Here is a 21,544-nt window from a genome sequence, read left to right on the forward strand (position 1 = left end):
TTACAATCAGTTGGCGTTTGATTGGCTGGTCCTTTATGGCAAGCCATACAGTTGCTTACATTGGCATGAGCTCCTGTTAGTTCATAGAAACTATTATGGTTAAACGATGTTGGTTTCCATCCAGGATTCGTAGTATGGCATGTTGCACAATCGGTTGATATTCCAATGACAGCATGATCAGGATTCTTCGCTGCTTTGTAGTTTGCATTATGGCAACTGTTACAATCAGTTGGAGTATTTGTATATCGTCCTCCACTATGGCACTCTGCACATCCAACAGCGGCATGTGCTCCAGTTAAAGGATAAAAATTATCGTGAATAGTAAATGTAGCTGGTGACCAACCTGGTGCCGTTGTATGGCATGTCCCACAATCAGTAGCAAATCCTAATTTCTCATGGTTTGGATTTGTAGTGCCTTTATAATTAGAATTGTGACATGAATTACAATCTGTCGGTGTATTACTAATATTCCCTGTGGTATGACAAGCCGTACAATTCGACGAAATAACAGCATGTCCTCCAGTTAAAGGATAAAAAGTATTATGATCAAATGAAGTTGGCCTCCAGCCACGCGTCGTGGTATGGCAAGTAGCACAATCAGTTGAAAGTCCTATAGCAGCGTGATTTGGATTTACACTAGATTTATAATCCCCATTATGACATGCATTACAATCTGTAGGAGTATTACTTGCCAAGCCATTATTGTGACATTTTACGCAATTTGATGCTATTTCAGCATGAGCTCCAGTTAAAGGATAAAATGCATTATGATCAAAACTTGTAGGCCTCCAACCTGGTGTTGTGGTATGGCAAGTGGCACAATCAGTTGACAACCCTACCTTGGCATGATTGGGATTTACACTATTTTTATAATTTACATTATGACAAGAATTACAATCTGTTGGGGTGTTTTTTGTACTTCCATTTGAGTGGCATTTTGCACAATCCATTGCAATATTTGCATGTCCGCCAGTTAAAGGATAAAACACATTATGGTCAAAACTAGTAGGTCTCCATCCTGGTGTAGTAGTATGACATGTAGCACAATCTGTTGACATACCTATAGCAGCATGGTTTGGACTTTTACTCGATTGATAATCTTTATTGTGACAAGCATTACAATCTGTGGGCGTATTACTAGTGTTTCCACTAGTATGACATTTAGCACAATTATTCTGAATGTCCGCATGAGCACCCGTAAGTGGATAAAATGTGCTGTGGTCGAAACTAGTTGGCCTCCAACCTGGAGCTGTGGTATGACAAGTCGCACAATCAGTAGACATTCCTATTTCAGCGTGATTAGGACTTTTGCTTGATTGGTAATTGCTATTATGGCAAGAGTTACAATCCGTTGGCGTATTATTATAATCTCCACCTTTGTGGCACTCAGTACAACTTACCGTTGTATGTGCTCCTGTCAATGGATAAAAATTATCGTGCAATACGAATTTTGCAGGACTCCAACCAGGTGCAGCCGTATGGCAGGTAGCACAATCAGTAGGAAAATCAAGAACCTTATGATTTGGATTAACTGCCGAGTTATAATTTGCACTATGGCATGAAAAACAATCAGAAGGGGTATTTGTATAAGTTCCTCCTTTGTGACACTCTTGACAATTTACTGTTGTATGAGCATCTCTTAATGGAAAATAGGCGTCGTGATCGGCAAATTTTGCTGGCGACCAACCTGGTGCTGTTGTATGACAAGAAACGCAATCAGTTGAAAAACCTAGGGTTTTGTGATTAGGATCAATGGTTGCATTAAAGTTTTTATTATGGCAAGAGTTACAATCGTTTGGCGTATTATTAAAATTCCCACTAACGTGACATTCAGCACAATTATTTACAATTGCCGAATGGGCTCCAGTCAAAGGATAAAAATTATCATGTATTGGAAATGATGCAGGAGACCAACCTGGAGCAGTAGTATGACAAGTAGCACAATCTTTAGACATTCCCAATGCAATGTGATTCGGATTTACAGTCTTATTAAAATCCAAGTTGTGACATCCTGAACACTCGGTTGATGTATTAGCATAATTCCCACCAATATGGCATTTTTCACAATCATTGGCAATTGAAGCATGAGCACCAGTTAAAGGATAAAATTCATTATGATTAGGGAACCTAGTTGTGGTCCAATTTGGTGTTGCAGTATGACATGTTGCACAATCAGTTGACAAATTTAAAGCAACGTGATTAGGATTTTTTGTAGCTTGAAAATCTTTGGTATGGCAATCGGTACATGTAAGTCCAATGGGTTTGAATCTTATATTGGTTTCTGTCAAATGGCATTGGTTACAATCAACACTGGCATGTACTCCTATCAAAGGAAATGATGTTTGCTCATGTAAAGCCGTAATGTTTTCAACTATCCAAGATTGTGTGGTATGGCATCTAGCACAATCAGTTCCGACTGTTTGATTGTGCATATCAGTGTGACATGAAACACATGAAGAGCTTGTAGTTTTAAATTCCAAAGATGTATGGCAAGACTTACAATCTATGGTTTTGTGTTGGCCAGTTAACTCAAAACCAGTACTTTCATGTTTGAATTTAGGGTTTACGGCATTAAAATCCCAACTGCCCGAATTATGACAATTCGCACAATCCATGACAAAGCCTTTGCCATGGGGTGATTGTGCATTCAGGCCGAATGCAACAAAGACCAATATTATTATTTTAAGTGACAATCTACACATTTGTATTTTTCAATCTTAAATAATTTAATCTTATTATCGCCACTCAACGTTGCCTTATGGCATTCATTACAAGCCACTTCTTTATGCTCTCCGTCTAATTTAAATTTTGTGTTGTCATGGTTAAAACTAGCAGAATCCCATATTTTAGTAGTATGACATTCTTTACAGTTTGTTATTCCATTTTTTTCAAATTGTTTACCATGTACATCTTTATGACAGCTATAACATTCTGTCGAAATATCTTTGAATTTTTGGGTAATAGGTTTGGTTTTATAATCCATGTGGCACTCTCCACAACTCACTTCTAAGTGTCCGCCCGTTAACTCGAATTTTGTATTTTTATGGTCAAAGTCAACTTCTTGCCAAGAATCAACATTATGACAGGTACTACAAGATTTAGTACCATAATATTTCTTGTCTATTTTGCCCTCATGGATATCTTTATGACAGCTAATACACTCCATTCCTAAATTATTAAACTTCCATTTTTTATCAGTTAAATGGCAAGAAAAACAAGGTTGAGCTATATGTGCTCCTTTAAGTTTAAATTTACTTTTATTATGTTGATCGATAGTAAACAATGAAGGTGAAAAACCATCCACTACATGACAAGTTGCACAGTCTGGATATTTATCTTTTTTGGTATCAAAGTCTTTATTGTGTTCGTCTTTATGACAACTCATACACGTATTGTGCGGAAGCGGATCTGTCAAATCTTTTGTATGACATTTCCTACAATCAACTACTTCATGTTTACCTTCTAATGGATATAATGTTTTAGCATGATCAAACTTATCTAAAGTGTTGGTGTTTTTTACCAAAAATGAGTTTTGGTTATGGCAAGATTTACAATCAGTACCCAGTCTACCTTTGTGAATATCTTCATGACATGTCAAACAATTGATGTCCTTAACTTTATCAAACTCTTTAAAAGAACCAGAATTACCAACCGTTTTATCGTGGCATTTTTTACAATTCAATTGCTTATGTTTTCCTTCTAAATCAAAACCAGTAACGCTATGATTGAAATTGCTCGATGGACTCACTTTGCTAAATGATTCCTCATTATGACAAGACTTACAATTTGTACCATAATCTCCCTTATGAGGGTCTTTATGACAGCTATTGCAATTGTTAAAACTTATATCTGTATATTTTACAAATTCTTTTCCACTTCTTACCTCCGACTTGTGACATTCTTTACAATCTACTTTTTTGTGAGCACCAAGCAATGGAAAATCCGCCTTTGCATGATTAAATAAACTGGCTGGTTTGAAATCGTTGAAATCGTGACATGAGGCACAATCGTTTGACAAAGTTTTTTGATGATAATCCTCATGACATGAAAGGCATTTCGTGTCTAACCCTAAAAATGTCTTAGGGTTTTTTCTTAAAGTCGGGCTTGCAATGTTACTCGCTTTATGGCATTCATCGCAGCTTTTGACTTTGGTTTTGTGAGCACCTTTCAACTCATATCCGGTTAGATTATGATTAAAAGTCTTTTTATCAAACCTCACCATATCGAAGTTAAGTCCGTTATGCTCACTATGGCATGTGATACATTGTTTATTTTTTACAGCTGAAGAAACATGGAATCCTTTGTTTGCCGATACTCTAGCATTTAAATCCTTATGACAAGTCAAGCATTTTTGATTGTCAACTTTGCTGCCAATCGTATGGCATTTTGTACAATTTGATAATCCTTCAAGATTAGAATGCGACTTTGCAAGTTTACCTGGAGATAATTGAGCGTAACTGTTTAAAGTTAATAATAATAAAAACAAAAAGGCCGAAAACACAGTCATAGTATTTCCAGCCACATTGTATATTTTACAATTTGAAACCTTTTCTCTAAAAATATTAAAGGAAGTAATATGTAAATTATTCCATGTCAATTATTATGAGATTTTATGGTGTAACCAAACCTTTTTGTAATTTCTATTCCTGATTTTTGCAAAAATTGCGTAGGTAATTCTCCCCCTGCAAAAATGTATACCAAGTCATTCTTTATCCTAATTTGCTCATTGTTTCTTTCTAAAATCACCTCTTCTTCTTCTATCCTATCCACTGTCGTGCTAAACTCCATTCGGATAAGTTTTGTGTCAATTGCTTCTTTTATTTTTGTTAGATTTTTGGGCTTTAATCTGTTAAAATTCTCACTTCTATATGAAAGTGTTACTCGATTTTGTGGAGCCAAAAGAAGTGCGTTTTCTATTGCCGAATCTCCACCGCCAACTACCAAGACTTCTTTCTCTTCAATCAGTTCCGGCTCTAGCAATCTATAGGCAACTTTTTCAGTCTCTTCACCTTTGGCATTTAATTTTCTTGGACTTCCCCTTCTACCGATAGCAAGAAGCACTTTATTGGTACTATAACTATTTCCCATATCAGAAACGACCACAAAAGAATCACCGTCTTTTTTGATTTCGCCTACTTTTATGTTTTCTCTAACGTCAATATTATTTTCCCCTATCACTTTTTTCCAGAGTGTCAATAGTTCAGTTTTACTAGTTTCAAAAAGCTTGACTTTGCCATAAAGGGGTAAGTTCATTGGTGATGTCATCACAATTTTCTTTCTTGGAAAATTATATACGGTACCTCCTAATGAGTCTTGCTCTAATACCACAGCTCTAAGACCTAACTCTTTTGCCCTTAAAGAAGCCGAAATCCCCGCCGGACCAGCACCAATTATTACAATATCAAATTCACCCTTATGGTTTTTATCAATCGAAGAATTAATATTATCTAAGGCTTGGCGACCTTGTTCAACACTGTTTTTAATCAAACCCATACCACCTAACTCACCAGCAATAAATATTCCTTTAATATTGGTTTCGAAATTTTGGTTTACATGGGGCAAATCCACCCCTCTTTTTTCAGTTCCTATTTTCAAAGAAATTGCCTCGATTGGACAAGCATGAAAACAGGCTCCGTGACCAACACAATTTGAGGCATTAATAAGCTCGCCTCTTCCGTCTACAATACCAATTATGTCTTTTTCAGGACATGCATGTACGCACGCAGCACCACCAATACAAATATTAGGATCAATAAACGGATAAAGAGAAACGGGCTCATATATCCCCTCCTCTTTAGCCTTCTCAATTTTTTTCTGGACTTTTTTAGACTTTTTGTTCTTGATAAATAAATACAAAAACATGACCATTGCACAAAGCAACAGTCCTATTCCATAAATCAAAATTTCTTCTGCAGTCATATTTTTATTAGAAAATCCATTTATATCCAAAAGCCAAAGTAACACCTACGTGTATAATCATTATCACTAACATAATAATGGCAAATGGAAGGTGGATAACATGCCAGTAATGAAACAATCGCTGCATCAATACCAATCTTTCGATTTTTCTGTTCATGTTTAATTCCTCTCCAACCATGCTCATTATACCTTTCAGTTTTTTGCCTTTCACATGTGAGTTTATCAATTGTTTTCTGATTTGACCTTTTAGTTTCCAATCTAACATATACTGCTTTAGCATACTATGTTTACTTTCAGTCCTTTTTGTCAAGGCCAGTATTTCATCAATACTTTCTTGGCCAACTTCATCTTCAATCTTTTCAGAGATTTCAGACTTCATGTCTCGTATTTCATTCAAACTCAACTCTCGGCCTTGGATTGTTCGCGGAATCTGAAGATAAATGAATCTTCCAACTACTCCGCTGGCAACCACCGCCACCATACTCCAAAAACTAATAGACACCAATCCACCAAACTTAAAAGATGTATGAAAAAGCACCATTATCGGGCCGATTGTACATAAAAAAATATGAAACTCGAGCCAATGCTTCAACAACCATATTTTTGACAAGGCCTTTATATACTTTCGGGCTTGATAACCGAACACCCCAATAAGTATTAATAAAGTACCAAATATTCCTAATCCATGCCCAAGAGCTCCACTGGGTTTTAAGCTTTTATGATCTGCATGATAAAATCTCTCTTCGATAGACGTTCTATAATACGGCAAGCCAATGTAGAACAAATAGATAGTTACCAAAATCACAATCAAAACCATCGTACCAATATAAATCCTGTGTGCTGTTTTACTCATATTTCCTTTTTAACCGTGGAATAAATGCTTTCGCCATTTATTCAAAATTCATTTTGTTTTTATAGGTACCAATTGTCACCTTTTAATCACAACTTTTTGCAATTTTTATGCCATGTTCTTTTTGTATTTCAAATATGCCCCCGTACTTAATAGAGCCAAAATAGTGGCAGTATAATATACTCCCGAAGGAATTGGCACAGGGTCTCCAGCGGCATATGAGTGTAAACCAGATAAGTAATAATTTACACCAAAATAGGTCATGATAACTGTGGCAAAACCAAATAAAGACGCAAAATTGAATGCATAAATACTTTGCAACTTTGGAATAAACCTCATGTGTAAAATAAAAGCATAAACCAGAATAGTCACCAAAGCCCAGGTCTCTTTAGCATCCCAACCCCAATATCTACCCCATGATTCGTTGGCCCAAACACCACCTAAATAAGTACCAATACTTATCATTGTTAAACCCGCCAATAGCGTGATTTCACTTATGATTGTTAGTTCTTTGATTGCTCTGATTACGTTCTCTTTATTCTTTTCATTTATCAAAATCATTAGGACCAAATTTAGCATTCCGATTACTGCCCCTAACATCAAAAACCCATAACTACCTGCTTCTAATGAAACGTGGATAGTCAACCAATAAGATTTTAAAACCGGCACCAAAGGTGTAATTTCTGGATCTAACCAGCTCATACTAGCTACTAAAAGAATAGTGGCAGCCAAAGTAGCTGTAGCAGCTAAGCCACCTAAAGACTTCCGAGATATGAGAGTACCTGCCAACATTGTTGTCCAACCTATGTATATCATTGATTCGTAGCCATTACTCCAAGGTGCTCTTCCTGATATATACCACCTAAGACCTAAACCTATGGTATGAAAAACAAAACCAGCGGCCATAGCATAGAATGCATATTTTGTCCATTTTTCAATACTCACTTTTTTCTTGATAGTTATATATAGGAATAAGCCAGTAAGCAATAAAGTTAAAATGCCATAATAGTTTTTTAACCTATTAAAAACATCTAGCTTATTCATCATTAACTCTGCTCCTATTTTGGTACCTGATGGCATAATAGCACTTCCATTGATGTTTTGAAACATGGCTATTTGAGATAAAGCCACATCCGCATTCTGGAAGTTTTTTGTATTTGCACCATCACTTAATGATTGAAGATATTGCAAAAACAGATTTTTTGCATCTGAATTATCAATCATTGGATCATGTCCATGCATAACTTCAGCTGGAGAAACCCAGGTGTTAGATGGATCATTTTTTTGAGGAAATATTCTAAGAAGACTTCCAGAAAATATCATGTTTACAATATTTACTTTTTCGTCTAACTTAATAATGGCTTTTTCATAAGTCCCTTGGTCTTTGGGCATCATAGCTTGAGCTGCTCTTACATCTTCTTGCAAAATGTAACTCCCGTCTGGACCAAAAAATGAGGCATAGCTAACCATGCTTTCCTGCGTGTTTAGTTTGCGTTTTATATCAGGCTGATTAGGAATCTGAATTAAACTGGCCTTACTCCATTGTTCTGGGTTTAGCATCATAGCCAATACCAATTGATCTGAATTTAAATCAAACAAAGTTTCATTTCTAGCTATTTTTCTTAAAAGCTCACTAGTGAAAGTATTTACAGGCTTTACTCGTCCATTGTGATCCTGTACAACAAGTTTTCCGAAAGCTTTAGCGTGTTCTTTTGTGATAGGTGAAGTTTCAATTGCGAATGCACTAAAAGAAAAACCCAGTGTGAAAATCAAAATGGCCGATTGGGTTTGAAAAGTCTGTAACCTTTTCATTAAAAAAGAAAATCTACTTTTCTTATCAATAAACGTTAGGATCAATCCAATGGTTAAAATCGCATATCCAATATATGAAATCAATGAACCCCAATAATCGTGGTTAACACTCAAATATGTCCCTAGCTCATCTTGATCAAAAGAAGATTGGAAAAATCTATATCCTTGGTATTCAAGTATATTGTTCATAAATATTCTTTGTTCTCTGTTTACCGCATTCAGTGGGTCTATAAGTGTAACTTCACTTGCATAAGAAGAAGGATTCTCTGTTCCCGGGTATTTTTCTAAAATAAAATCACGGCAAGTCAATGAAAAAGGTAGACTCTCGACTCTAGAACCATAACTTATAGCAACTTGAGTATCATCAAAAACCAAGACTTTGGCTTGTCCTTCGTCACTTTTTCTTCCAGTAACCATGGTTTTTTGAGTTTTACCATTTACGCTAACAGAAAGATTCAAACCAACCAAACTTTCATTTTTGATTTTTGGATCTCCTGAAGCTGAGGTAACAATTCCTTTTTGAATATAATCACCTATCACAAAATTAGAGCTACCCAAAGTATACAATGATCTCAACATCAACCTATGTGGTAAACCACCTAAAAGGCTATCGCTTTTTTGCGTAGCCATTACTCTTTGGTTGACTGTTTGTTGCGTAATAAAAAGCAAAGAATCTCCGTCAACCATTACGTTGAAAGCATTAGGAACTTGCTCATTGGTGAAATTGAAATTCACACCATTGATACTAACTTTATCACCCTGCTTTACATAATATTCCTCTCTACCACCAGCACCACCTATTACCACTTTCATCATAGGCAAACCGTTCGGGTCTGAAGTAGCTAGCTCAGTTGGATTGGGAATAAAATTATCAAGGTTAACATCGATTAAGCTATTGCCGATTTGGTAAGAATTGCTGAACTTATTGCTACCTAAACTTGAAAAATAAACAGACTCGTCGAACGAGTAAGTTTTACCACCTTTTAAAACCTGAAATTTTAAGAAGTTCTCAGAAGAAAGATATTTGTTGGTAGTTTCCCCTTCACGTATGTGCATCATACCCTCGGTACCTATGTATCTCGTAATACCCGCTCCTATTACTATAATAACTATCGCTAAGTGAAAACTTACCGAAGCCCATTTTTTTTGTTTGATGAGTTTAAAACGCCAAATGTTCATCAAAATGGTAATGCTGAACAAAACCAAAAGGAGCTCAAACCACCAACTTTTGAAGATGACATCTTGAGCAGAACTCGTTCCAAAATCGTTTTCAACGAATGTAGCACCTCCAATTGCAATAGCAAACAAGAGCATATACATTCCCGCTGAGCGAGTAGATGTAACTTGATTAATAATTTTTAAGATTTTCTGGGGTATCATGTTTTATTTCTAATTATTGACCAAAATTACAAATTTCAAAACAAGTTTGATGAATCACCTTTTCTTGCAAGAAAAGACTATTCATAGCTCATCTTTGAGAAATTCATTTTTTTGTCAATATGATGTATTTCGGTTTAGTCTTGACTTTCATTTCTGATTGTCAAAATACTCAATTTTAAAGCTGTAAAAACCACAAAAAAGAGCAATAAAATAATTTTATAAGGTGTCTATAGGAGACATAGTTCTATCACTATATTATAAGCTACGTGGCTTTTTATAAATTGCTTCCAAAGGTTAATAAAAAATATTAAAAAGGAATTAATGCGACCTTAAAAGGAGATTAAAAAAACAAACTGAGACAAAACCGATTTCAATTATCTATTAATGTAAAAATGACCGTGGTAGAATAAGTATCTACAGGAATAAGTACACTAAATCCAGATATTTGGTACTGAACACTAATATTTGAAAAATTTCCAACACCGTTAAAAAAAGAAGAATTTGATGTTAAAACTTGTTGGTCGATAGTTCCGCCTGAAATGGAACTAAAGATAGAACCAGTCCCATTTGAGGTTCTTTTTACCTCTAGTTTTAAATTAGAATTCCAATGAATATCTGATCTGCTTACATCTACTTGCCAACCATTAAATAGCGTATTAAAAATACCACCTCCAAGAGATAAATTTAACATCGTTTGATTGGTTTGGCTTTGGATTTTGTAAGTAGTATTGTAGTTTAAACCTGCCTCCGCTATAACGTTTGATGCTACATTTGGATACCATGAACCTGAAGTATTGAGATATTGAGAAACACCTTTTTTGCTCATAAATAATAAAAATATAAAGATGTATTTTTTCATACTCAATTGTCAATAAGTGTGTAAATTAAACCTAAGGTACCCGATGAATTAAAGTCCAAATCTGCCACTTGGGTAACTTCCAAAGTGTAACTTAATGCATGACCGGAATTTGCACCATTACCAGTATATGCTCCACCTATAAGATTAATTATTTTTTGAGGGGTATAAGACAAAGCTATTGTACCGTTTGAGGTTCCTAAAGTACCTCCTCCTCCAGAAGGCGAATTAGCCGAAAGAGAAATTTTTGTCCCTGGTGGAACACTTCCATATTCTATCTGCACGGTTACATTTCTAAATTGGCCTTGTCTGACTGCAGAAGTATAATTTAACCATTTGGCATTGGTATTTGAAGCCGTTTTTACAAAACTACCAGCTTCATTTGGAGCTTTTAAAGCAAGACTAACAGCAGAATTATTAGGCTCTATGTCTAAAAGGGCAATTTCTGGCAGGGTTAAATTAACTCCAACGCTTCCGCTTGCTACTGTTTGAGCAAGAGTAAATTTACTTAATAATACCAAAAAAAGTAAAACTCCAAGTATTCTCATATATCTGATAATATAATGTGTTCTTTCTGAAAATTTATTTTTTTCTTTTTCTGCTCCATTTCAAAAGTATAAAGCGTCTCAGTTCCTTTCTTCACTTTCACATCTATCTCAGCATCTTTTATAAAGTATTGCTTTTTAATGTTTTCAGAAATTATTCGAACCCTATATTCACCTTCTCTTAACTCCGAAAACTGAAAATTACCTAGTTTATTAGTAGTAGTAACTTTTGAAAAACCATCACTATAAACCTCAACTACAATATTTTCAAGATCTTTCTCTTCCGAATTTTTTAAGCTTATATCTCCAACTATTTTTCCTGTGTTTATTACTTCAAGTTCAACATTTTTCTTTTCGTTTGGCAAAATTTCAACCAAATATGGCATTTCTGCATCAAGAATATTTCCAAAACCCAAAGTTGATTTGTTCGCCCCTAAATAGTATTTACCAGGTACCAAATCATTAAATGCAAAGTTACCATTCATATCAGTCATTACATTTTTACCGTTTAGGTTTAACACCACACCTGCCGATTTCATCCCAGATAGTTTTCCCGAAACCGCCCCCAACCCTTTCTTTTTCCTAATTGGAGTATTAATATTGATAGTGTATTTTACAGTAAAAAACATGTTTTTGTCGTTAATAGGGGGAGGAATGTAACCATAACTTCCTGACATGCTAAATTCTTGATTTTTTAGACGTAAATTTATGGATGCATCCAAATAGCTCTGACTTTGATATAGCTCATCAGGAGCATAATTGTTTCTATAGTTTAAATTAAAATACAAACTATTTTTTAATACAATTTGGGTATTAACTCCATAAAACCAAAAATTACCACTATTGATTATCGCCGAGTATTTGGTGGTTTTAAGATTCTCTAAAAAAACCGATACGCTAAAGTTTTTATAAGTATTTAATCCAACATACCCTCTAATTCTACGTACATCATTATATTTTTGCTGGTCTTTTTCTTCTAGCAAGTTTAGAGATTTTCCAAAATCCCCGTCCATTTTAAAATTCAACTTTCCAGATGTCTTTTCATATAAATATCTAAACAATTGCTCCTTATAATGGTATGTTTTAATTTCCATTTTATCTTCTCTCTTACCCGAAATTAGATAAAATTTAAATCTGTTTTTTTTGTTAACATCGAAGTTGAAATTGAAACTATTATTATCCATATAGGGAGAAACTGTATAATAGAACAAATCTAAACTTGGATTTATTTGGCTAATATTTTTGGAATAGCCTACAGACGTTTTTTTATTGAAATAATAAAGAGCCGAATTATTTAATTGAAGGCTATTGTTATAAAATCCAAAGTAATTTTTGCCTGTAAAAATAAAATTTGAATACATCTTGAACTTTTGCAAATCAAGGCTAGAATTATAAAACACGCCAGAAGAGACCAAATTTGCTGTTTTAGAAAGACTTATTTCACTTTTGGCTTGATATCTTGACTTCGCAAATTCGCCGTAAATACTCAAAAAATCACTTCCTATATTTTGTTTATTTTCTTCATGATATTTATGCATATAAATAGCCGAAGTTTTGAAATTATCTGAAAAATGATGTGTATATATCGACCCAAATTCGTTATAAATGGTCTTTATGAATCTAGGTTTAATATAGAAAATTGATGCTTCGTTTTTTCCAAATGTCCTTTTTAAGTTCAGCCCTTTGGCAAAACGAGAATTCTCAACAAGATTTGAAACCACAAACATTTTGTCTCCTAGCTCAACTTTCCATTTATCATTTTGGTATCCTAAAAAATATTGATCGATACTTCCAAATCTTGGCATACTGAACCTATTAGGGCCACGAGCTATAAACTCAACTAAATGTTTGTTTTTGTTGTCTACAAAACCCTTCCCAGTAATATCAAAAAACATAGCTCCTATATTTTCACTTCCTGAACTAAATCTATTATAAACCAAACTTGCTTGAATCGGGAATCTTTGATAAGGGTCGCTTTTTGAAGTAGCAAAAGACATAATAGGAACAGTAAAAAGTGCTACAAATGGCTTTTCTTCTTCGTCTAAATGACAGACTAAATCAAATGAAATGAGCCTTATGGATTGATTAGAAACTGGCAAATCATTTATCGTTCTAATAGTCTGACTTTCACCAGCTTGAAGATTGATTTTCTGATCCCCAATTATCCTACCGCTTCTCGAAGAAAGCTTTATCAATTCAGGAGCATTTCCTGCGTTTTTTACTAAATATTTTATTTCTTCTTGTGCTTTTTGGCTTAGCTTATCTGGTTTTTCTAAAGGTAAAATATCAATTTTACGGTTTTTCGTTAGGTTTAAAAACAAAGTATAATCTGCAAGAATTTCTCCTTTTTCTAGAAGTTGAATATCAATAGAATATTTTCCAAAGGGAGTAGAAGGATCAACTGAAAGCGTGAAGAATAACTTTTTTAGTTCACCTATTTTTAGTGAATCTAAAAATGAGGTATTGGTTAAGAGTTTAAATCCTTCAGGTAATTTAACATTTATATTGGATTTGTATAAATCTCTATCTGAGCCAATTATATTATAAAAAACAACTTTTTTCTCTCCGACTTTGATGTCTATATTATTGTTTTCATAATTTTGGGTAAAGAATTCTTGAGCAAACAATGGATTTAATTTGCTAAATAGAAATAGGAAAAACGATATTTTAATTAATAACTTCAATTCTTATAATTCCAAATCTAAGTTTACTCCTATGCTTTCCTCAAGATAATCAGCTAAAAGCACGGCCTGATATTTACCTTTTGGTAAATCGGCTATGGGAAGTGAGAAATTTTGACAGTTTAATGGATAAATCTTTTTGGCAGGGACAGCAACATCTTTGACTTTAATACCCTGAGCATCAAAAATTTGAATGTTTACGTTTGGAATCACTAAATACTTCCCGCCGTTTTCTAGCGATGCTTCCAACACTCTATTTTCATTGATATCTTTACCTAATTTTACATTTGAAAAATTTATTAATTCGGCATTTTTTTGGCCTATATTGGCAATAATCTGAACAGCATACCTAATTTTGGATCCAATTTCTAAACCCGAGCTTGAAGTATTTTTTGAAATAGGATCAACTATCTCAATCATCATCAATACCCACAATGAACCGCTTTCAAATTGATTTCTATTTAAATCTATTTGATAGGTAAGTTCATACTCCTCACCTGGTTGTAGTGTATAATCTGTAGTAGCTACATCCATAAAGGGATAAAGCGAGCGAATGTTTTGCCCTGGTGAAGCATAGTTTACTGTTCCCGCACAATTTGATGTAAGGTCATTGAAATATACCTTGATATTTTCTGGTTTTGTACCAATATTTTGCAAAACTACCTTCCCCTCTTTTTGACTATGCGTAGAAAGTTCGTGAATCTGGGTTAAGCCATTTTTTACAATCACAGAAGCAAAAGTTTTAAAACTTAAAAAAGTCAAAAAAAAGATAGCTATTATTAGGTTTTTCATAGTGCACATAAAAAAGGAATTTCCTCCCATTTAGAGAGGAAATTCAGTTTAATTTTAAAAAATTAATTGTCACTTAAAGTATACGTAACAGTAATGCTACCACTTTGGTCAAAATCAATATCACCATAAGCTCCTGAAGCGGCTTTTAACTTGTAAGTAAGATTATGACCACTTTTAGCACCGTCTCCAGTGTAGGCACTTCCAACTCCAGTAATGATCTTTTGAGCCGAAGTAGAAAGGGATAATACTCCAGCAGGTGAACCAACTGTACCTTCGCCAAGACCTGCATCCTTGGCAGCTTCAACAGAAATTTCCATTCCTGATGGCACATCCCCACTTGTTATTTGAACAGTTACTTCTCTCGAAGGCTCGGTCTTACTCCCGATAATTGAAGAGTAGTTAATCCAAATTTCTGTGTTAACTGCGTTTGTAAAATCTAAAGCATTACCGGCTTCTTTTGGTGCTTCAGCAGCGAGTGAAATAGCACTCGATTTTCCGGTAGTTTCTAAGTCAAGAATTGCTACTTCTGGAATTTTGATGTCAATAGTGTGTTTGTCAACATTTGTATCTTGAGCCATTGCTGCAAAACCATTCATTGCTAATGCGAATACTGAAAATTTAAAATAATTAAATTGTTTCATTTTCTTAAAAAAAATTTGATTGTTAAATTGTTAAGTAGTACGGTTAACAATCAGCAAAATTTGTGCCAATGCATTGAAAATGTAGCCGTTAAATCATTAAAACTCTTATTAAATGGATATGAATATTCAAAGTTTCTATTAACCTTTTTTGATTTTTTTGGCCAAAAAAGCAACTCCTGTTAGATATTTAATAGGTTTTGAACCTCTTTTTTTAAAATTTTTAGAAACCTATATTATTATCTTTTTTTTGGTACGTCAAAATTCCATTTTTTGGAAAAATTTTTAATTTTAAGCAAATCCGTAGTTATTTATAAAATAAAAAATGGTAAAATGACAATTCGAACTAAAAACTATTTAAACTACCTTTGTTAACAATTTTAAAAATCTTAATGAAAAGCATAAATATCCTTATCCTCCTTTTGGTTTGTTTTAGTTCTATGGCTCAACAGCCTATTTTAATCAATGTAGATCCACTTTCAAATCCCGATACGTTTTTTGTAAAATTAGAAGTACCTCAAAAACTTTCTAAAAAAAATAACGTATTCCAATTTCCAGCCACTGCCCCCGGTACCTATCAAACCATGAACATCGGCCGATTGGTAAGTGATTTTCAAGCTTATGATAAAAAAGGGAAAAGATTAAAAACGACTTTTAGTGCTCCAAACCAATATATAATAGCCAAACCTAAAAAACTCAAAAGCCTACATTATAAAGTAGCGGAGACTTTTGACACGCAACTAAAGGACTTGCCTATTTATATGATGGCGGGAAGCTCTATTGAACGAGAAAATGTTTTGGTAAATGCACATACCTTAAGTGGGTATTTTAGTGGTATGCAAAAAACACCAGTGGGCATAAGAGTAAACGGAAAGTCTGATTGGAAGACAGGCTCAGCACTTAAAGTAAAAGATGGCTATTTTATTGCAGAAAATTTTGATGAATTGGTGGATTCTCCCATAATGTCTGGCAAGCTAAGTTTTGCTGAGACAACCTTGGCAGGTGCACCAATTCAAATTTATACTTTTTCGGAAAACGGTAAAGTAAATTCTGAGATGCTTTTAAAAGAAATGACACAAATGCTGAACTCTGCCGAGAAGTTTCTTGTGAAATTACCCGTAGATCATTATACGTTTTTGTTTTATTTCGTTGAAAACCCAAGTGGAGTTACAGGTGCGTGGGAACATTCTTACAGCTCTGAGTATGTTATAGAAGAAGGCGAACCTACTCCAGCATTCTTAAAACAAGTTATTGACATAGCTTCGCATGAATTTTTCCATGTGATAACGCCTTTAAACATTCATTCAGAAATAATCGAGAGCTTTAACTTCGAAAAACCAACCGCTTCACAGCATTTGTGGCTTTATGAAGGCGTAACAGAGTGGGCATCGCACATACAACTTTTTAGAGGTGGGGTGACCAATTTAGACCAATATATCGCCAATGGATTAAAACAAAAGATAATCGTAAGCGAACTCTATTTTAAACCAGAATGGAGTTTAAAGAAAATAGCAGACGAGTCGTTTAATGGAGGCGAAGGAGCAAAACAATATGGCAACATATATTACAAAGGTTCTTTAACCGCTTCTTACCTTGACATTAGATTACTTGAGCTTTCGGGTGGAACGTTTGGTCTTAGAGAGGTTTTACTAGATTTGATTAAAAAATATGGAAAAGGAAATCCGTTCTCAGAAGAAACTTTTTTTGATGATTTAGCCAAAATGACTTTTCCTGAAATTAAAGACTTTGCTAATAAATATATATTGAAAAGTGAAGACCTACCTCATGAGGAATATTTGGCAAAAATAGGATTGAAATATAACCGAGTTGCTAAAAACAAAGTTGAAATAACTCCAATAGAAAACCCTAGCAATTCGCAGAAAATGTTGTTTGAGGCTTGGAGTAAAAATATGGAGGTTAAGTAAAAAAATACAATAGTTTTGGAAGAAATAGAATTTTGATTTCTTCCAAAATTCTACTAATTTAACATTGCTAAACCTTTCTTATACTATATTCGTTGTTAACCGAATGAGAAAAAGTCTTCAAAACATATTAAGTAAACTACTGATTCTATTTTTGTTGGCTTCAACATTACAAATAGACAGAGCTGGCTTTGTTTTGGAAGATTCTGAGGCATCAGATGTTGCTGTAGAAGATTCTGATGATTTAGAAGAATTCGACAGTTTTGACATGGAAGATACTGAAATTTTCAACATTTCTAATTTCCATTTAGGTTTTTATCAAATATTCAAAAAAAATCTTTCTATAAAAGACAAGGAGCATATTATCACCATGCTCGACACTGCATTTATTCCTCCCGAAGTTTAATTCTTCTTTCTGAAACGTAGAAAAACGTTTCTCGGAATTCTTTTTGTCAAAAACAAAAAATTTTCGTTTTTGCACTATACATCTTAAAATTCAGTATATGTTAAATACAAAATATTTAAAAAATGACGTCAATGCGAGCGTCGTTGTGTTTTTAGTAGCACTTCCTCTCTGTTTAGGAATTGCCCTTGCTTCAGGTGCACCGCTTTTTGCGGGAATTATTGCCGGAATAGTGGGAGGAATAGTAGTAGGTTTTGTGAGTAAGTCTAATCTTGGTGTTTCGGGTCCTGCTGCAGGTTTAGCGGTGGTAGTATTAAACGCAATCACAGAACTACAGGTTTATGAAATCTTCCTTTTAGCAGTAGTAATCTCTGGCATCTTTCAGATTTTGTTCAGTATTATTGGAGCTGGAAAGCTAGCCTATTTTTTACCTACTTCCGTAATTAAAGGAATGCTAACGGCCATTGGAATACTCATAATTTTAAAACAAATTCCACATGCTATAGGCTTTGACAAAGACTTTGAAGGAGATGAGTCGTTTTTTCAAAACGACGGACAGAATACTTTTTCAGAGCTTATAAATGCTTACTTAAATTTCACGACAGGTCCATTACTTATTGGTATCATTTCTTTAATTATACTTTTGGCTTGGGAAAGCAATTTCTTAAAAAAGACTTTCTTGTCTAAAATTCCAGGTGCCTTGATAGCGGTTATTGTCTCCATCTTTTGCAATTTTTTATTTAAAAACACCAACTTAGAGATTGCCCAAGAACACCTTGTATCTTTACCTATTTTAGATAATATTTCATCAATAGGAAGTCTTTTAAGTTTTCCAAAATGGGAGGCCATAACAAATCCAAATGTTTGGAAAATCGGTTTAATTATAGCAATAATAGGAAGTATAGAAACACTGCTATCTGTTGAAGCAACTGACAAAATAGATCCAGAGAAAAACTTCACACCTACCAATAGGGAACTTTTAGCCCAAGGAATAGGCAACATGACTTCGGGATTAATCGGCGGAATACCAATAACTCAAGTAATAGTTAGAAGTACTGCAAATGTATTTTCAGGAGGAAAAACTAAAATTTCTGCCATTTTGCATGGTGTGATATTATTGTTAAGTGTACTAACCATTGCCAAATATCTTAATATGATTCCACTTTCGGCTTTGGCTGTTATATTAATAATGGTAGGATATAAATTGGCCAAACCAGCCTTGTTTAAACAAATGTACAAAGAAGGCCAAGACCAATTTGTTCCGTTTGTTGTAACCGTTATTGGTATTGTTCTTACTGACCTTCTGATGGGAATCGGAATTGGCTTAGCAGTAGGCTTAATGTATGTTTTATATACGAACTTCCGCAGTTCTATTTCGACAGCTCATAATGGCGACCACCGAATGATTAAATTCAACAAAGATGTGTTTTTTTATAACAAAGCAAAATTGGTCGAGATTTTAGCAGAAATAAAAGATGGAGAAACCGTTTTTATTGATGCAAGCAAAGCCAGCTTTATTGACCATGATATTTATTTAACTTTGAAAGATTTCAAAGATTCAGCTCAAAAAAGAAACATTACTACAGAATACAAATCAATTACTAGAAAAAAATTAAACTATAGAAAAAGCAATGCAATCGTATCAGAAACTCTTACTGGCCAATAAGATTTGGGCAGAAGACAAAAAAGAGGAAGATCCATCATATTTTGTAAATTTAGCTAAAACACAAACGCCTGAATTCCTTTGGATTGGTTGTGCCGATAGCAGAGTCCCCGCAAATGAAATAACTGGAACTGATCCTGGTGAAATGTTTGTACACAGAAATGTTGCCAATATGGTAGTACATACTGACCTCAACATGTTGAGTGTATTACAATATGCAGTGGAAGTTTTAAAAGTGAAGCATATAATGGTGGTAGGGCACTACCAATGTGGCGGAGTGAAAGCCGCCATGTCAAACTTGGATCTTGGCTTGATAAACAAATGGTTAAGAAATATCAAAGACGTACATGAAAAACATGAAAATGAACTTTTGGCAATAAATAACTTTGAGGAGAGGTTCGACCGAATGGTAGAGCTAAACGTAATGGAGCAAGTAAAAAACCTTGCTAAAACTACCATTATTCAGAAAGCCTGGCAGAATGGTGAACACCCATATCTACACGGATGGGTCCTCAACCTAAACACCGGCCTTATCAATTCCGTCTCTGATGTTACGCATAATGATTCTTCTTTTATAAATCCTATTTATAGATTTGATTTTACCAAAGATCACTGATAAAGAAAAGTGCCTTTTTTTTAAGGAAAAGGGTACTTTTTTAAGCTATTTCAACTGTCGAAAGGGACAAATAACTATACGCAAGGCCAATGGCCACACTATTAAAATTATCTCCAGACTTTAGCTTTTCTATTCCGAAATTTTTCTCAAAGATAGCTTTCAAAGGTTTTACCATGGATGTGCCACCCGTCATAAACACAACATCAATATCCTTAAAATCAACTTTTTTATCCTTTAAAAACTGTTCTAAATAACCTTCGATTTTTGAAAGGTTTTCTTTTATTATTTCATTTTCAAAAATCTCCAAACTTATATTTTCTTCTATATTTATCCCATTGCTTTGAAACTTTAGATTAACTTCTTCTTCTTTGGTTAGCCCAATTTTGGCTTTCTCTATTTCTTTAAAAAACGAATATCCAAGATTCTCAGAAATCAAAATTTGAAGATTTTTAACCCGCTGATTTTTACCAGAAAACTGATAAGATTTCTCAATGCTGAGCTTCATTCGGAGGGTATCCAAGAAGTTCATTTTATCCCATGAACAGATATTCTGAAAATACGATAATGGCAAATCTAATGGCTTACCAGGTGTAAATTCCTCTTTTACACCTCTTCCAAAATGCGGCGTTCCCTTGGACCACATGATATCCGAATCAAAATTGTCGCCACCTATGTAAATACCCCCTTGACCAATAATCTCTTGGTTTTCATTTGACAAACCCAGTCCATCAGATTTGAGTTTTATCAAAGAAAAGTCAGAAGTACCACCTCCAAAGTCAGCCACAAGCACAAGCTCACTGTTCGCTATTTCCCGCTCATAAGTATGGGCAGCACCCATAGGTTCTAACTGAAAATGAATATTCTCGAAACCTGCAATCTTTGCCGCTTTATCGAGTCGAGTCTGGGCTAAAGTATCTTTTTCAGGGTTTTCATCAAATACAACCGGTCTGCCTATTACTGCTGTTTTTATATTTTCACCCAAAAACTCATCCGCAGATTTCTTCAAATAAATCAAAATAAAAGAAACCAGATCTTCGGCTTTGTACATTTTATTGCCAATACGCGTATCGATGAAACTTTTATTAGGCAATACTTTCTTTATCGATTTCATAAAACGGCCATTCATTCTATTTTCTACATATTTATCTATAGCCTCTTGACCTACAGATACTTGTGTAAACTCGCCCTTGACTTTGGGTTCTTGAAAAAACAAAAGCGATGGAATGGTAAAAAGTTTGATGCATTCTCGGGTTTCTAAATCCAAAATAGCCAAAGCCGAATTAGAAGTACCGAAATCTATGCCGTAAATGTATTTTTGCATGTAAAAATAATGATATTTTAAGCCAGAACTCCCCGCAGGAAATTCACCAAAAGGGGTGTAAAGATAGGGAGAAAATGACAGGGGTCGGTTAGGTTTATTAGACTTTTAAACAAGTTTAATCTGAAGTATTAAGGTTTAAGTAGGAA

The 21,544-nt window shown here is 34.4% G+C and carries 15 protein-coding genes; 4 read left to right on the forward strand and 11 right to left on the reverse strand.

Features of this window, described 5'->3' with window-relative positions; genetic code table 11:
* From EGI22_RS08100 to EGI22_RS08145, 10 genes are all read right to left on the reverse strand, one after another.
* Window positions 1–2,702 (reverse strand): hypothetical protein (locus EGI22_RS08100; RefSeq protein ID WP_255067650.1); only part of this gene is annotated, 2,702 nt, incomplete at its 3' end.
* The gene (locus EGI22_RS08105; RefSeq protein WP_255067651.1) at window positions 2,678–4,597 is read right to left on the reverse strand and encodes a cytochrome c family protein; all 1,920 of its coding nucleotides are present in this window, start codon (window positions 4,595–4,597) and stop codon (window positions 2,678–2,680) included. The genes EGI22_RS08100 and EGI22_RS08105, both read right to left, overlap by 25 nt.
* Window positions 4,594–5,919, reverse strand: a complete 1,326-nt coding sequence (locus EGI22_RS08110; RefSeq protein WP_255067652.1) for an NAD(P)-binding domain-containing protein — start codon at window positions 5,917–5,919, stop codon at window positions 4,594–4,596. The genes EGI22_RS08105 and EGI22_RS08110 overlap by 4 nt, the downstream gene beginning before the upstream one ends.
* 7 nt (window positions 5,920–5,926) lie before the next feature.
* Entirely contained in the window at window positions 5,927–6,772 is an 846-nt protein-coding gene (locus tag EGI22_RS08115; protein WP_255067654.1) for a hypothetical protein, read from the reverse strand.
* 105 nt (window positions 6,773–6,877) lie between these two features.
* A complete protein-coding gene (ccsA, locus tag EGI22_RS08120; RefSeq protein WP_255067656.1) occupies window positions 6,878–9,961 on the reverse strand; it encodes a cytochrome c biogenesis protein in 3,084 nt (1,027 codons plus the stop codon).
* A 370-nt stretch (window positions 9,962–10,331) separates the two neighbouring features.
* On the reverse strand, window positions 10,332–10,820 hold the full coding sequence (locus EGI22_RS08125) for a hypothetical protein (protein ID WP_255067660.1): 489 nt from the start codon (window positions 10,818–10,820) through the stop codon (window positions 10,332–10,334).
* A gap of 2 nt (window positions 10,821–10,822) precedes the next feature.
* Complete coding sequence (locus tag EGI22_RS08130; protein WP_255067661.1) at window positions 10,823–11,365, reverse strand: hypothetical protein; 543 nt, start codon at window positions 11,363–11,365, stop codon at window positions 10,823–10,825.
* On the reverse strand, window positions 11,362–14,046 hold the full coding sequence (locus tag EGI22_RS08135) for a collagen binding domain-containing protein (RefSeq protein WP_255067662.1): 2,685 nt from the start codon (window positions 14,044–14,046) through the stop codon (window positions 11,362–11,364). The genes EGI22_RS08130 and EGI22_RS08135 overlap by 4 nt, the downstream gene beginning before the upstream one ends.
* 3 nt (window positions 14,047–14,049) lie before the next feature.
* Complete coding sequence (locus tag EGI22_RS08140; protein ID WP_255067663.1) at window positions 14,050–14,835, reverse strand: hypothetical protein; 786 nt, start codon at window positions 14,833–14,835, stop codon at window positions 14,050–14,052.
* A 62-nt stretch (window positions 14,836–14,897) separates the two neighbouring features.
* Entirely contained in the window at window positions 14,898–15,476 is a 579-nt protein-coding gene (locus EGI22_RS08145) for a hypothetical protein (RefSeq protein WP_255067664.1), read from the reverse strand.
* Window positions 15,477–15,865: 389 nt separating this feature from the next.
* Here EGI22_RS08145 and EGI22_RS08150 point away from each other — a divergent pair, with 389 nt between their 5' ends.
* From EGI22_RS08150 to can, 4 genes are all read left to right on the forward strand, one after another.
* Complete coding sequence (locus EGI22_RS08150; RefSeq protein ID WP_255067665.1) at window positions 15,866–17,398, forward strand: peptidase; 1,533 nt, start codon at window positions 15,866–15,868, stop codon at window positions 17,396–17,398.
* A gap of 103 nt (window positions 17,399–17,501) precedes the next feature.
* The gene (locus tag EGI22_RS08155) at window positions 17,502–17,801 is read left to right on the forward strand and encodes a hypothetical protein (RefSeq protein ID WP_255067666.1); all 300 of its coding nucleotides are present in this window, start codon (window positions 17,502–17,504) and stop codon (window positions 17,799–17,801) included.
* 97 nt (window positions 17,802–17,898) lie between these two features.
* Entirely contained in the window at window positions 17,899–19,464 is a 1,566-nt protein-coding gene (locus EGI22_RS08160) for a SulP family inorganic anion transporter (RefSeq protein ID WP_255067668.1), read from the forward strand.
* Complete coding sequence (can, locus tag EGI22_RS08165) at window positions 19,430–20,077, forward strand: carbonate dehydratase (protein WP_255067669.1); 648 nt, start codon at window positions 19,430–19,432, stop codon at window positions 20,075–20,077. Before EGI22_RS08160 ends, can begins: the two co-directional genes overlap by 35 nt.
* Window positions 20,078–20,117: 40 nt before the next feature.
* Here the strand turns inward: can and EGI22_RS08170 are convergent, their stop codons facing one another.
* Complete coding sequence (locus EGI22_RS08170) at window positions 20,118–21,398, reverse strand: Hsp70 family protein (protein WP_255067670.1); 1,281 nt, start codon at window positions 21,396–21,398, stop codon at window positions 20,118–20,120.
* Between the last annotated feature and the right edge of the window lie 146 nt (window positions 21,399–21,544).

Source organism: Lacihabitans sp. LS3-19, assembly GCF_024343575.1.
Classification (GTDB): Bacteria; Bacteroidota; Bacteroidia; order Cytophagales; family Spirosomataceae; genus Leadbetterella.

What these genes read in the sequence shown, in the direction of transcription:
- EGI22_RS08110 (WP_255067652.1), bottom strand. Translation starts at nt 5,919, where the DNA reads ATGACTGCAGAAGAAATTTTGATTTATGGAATAGGACTGTTGCTTTGT.
- EGI22_RS08115 (WP_255067654.1), bottom strand. Translation starts at nt 6,772, where the DNA reads ATGAGTAAAACAGCACACAGGATTTATATTGGTACGATGGTTTTGATT.
- ccsA (WP_255067656.1), bottom strand. Translation starts at nt 9,961, where the DNA reads ATGATACCCCAGAAAATCTTAAAAATTATTAATCAAGTTACATCTACT.
- EGI22_RS08125 (WP_255067660.1), bottom strand. Translation starts at nt 10,820, where the DNA reads ATGAAAAAATACATCTTTATATTTTTATTATTTATGAGCAAAAAAGGT.
- EGI22_RS08130 (WP_255067661.1), bottom strand. Translation starts at nt 11,365, where the DNA reads ATGAGAATACTTGGAGTTTTACTTTTTTTGGTATTATTAAGTAAATTT.
- EGI22_RS08140 (WP_255067663.1), bottom strand. Translation starts at nt 14,835, where the DNA reads ATGAAAAACCTAATAATAGCTATCTTTTTTTTGACTTTTTTAAGTTTT.
- EGI22_RS08145 (WP_255067664.1), bottom strand. Translation starts at nt 15,476, where the DNA reads ATGAAACAATTTAATTATTTTAAATTTTCAGTATTCGCATTAGCAATG.
- EGI22_RS08150 (WP_255067665.1), top strand. Translation starts at nt 15,866, where the DNA reads ATGAAAAGCATAAATATCCTTATCCTCCTTTTGGTTTGTTTTAGTTCT.
- EGI22_RS08155 (WP_255067666.1), top strand. Translation starts at nt 17,502, where the DNA reads ATGAGAAAAAGTCTTCAAAACATATTAAGTAAACTACTGATTCTATTT.
- EGI22_RS08160 (WP_255067668.1), top strand. Translation starts at nt 17,899, where the DNA reads ATGTTAAATACAAAATATTTAAAAAATGACGTCAATGCGAGCGTCGTT.
- can (WP_255067669.1), top strand. Translation starts at nt 19,430, where the DNA reads ATGCAATCGTATCAGAAACTCTTACTGGCCAATAAGATTTGGGCAGAA.
- EGI22_RS08170 (WP_255067670.1), bottom strand. Translation starts at nt 21,398, where the DNA reads ATGCAAAAATACATTTACGGCATAGATTTCGGTACTTCTAATTCGGCT.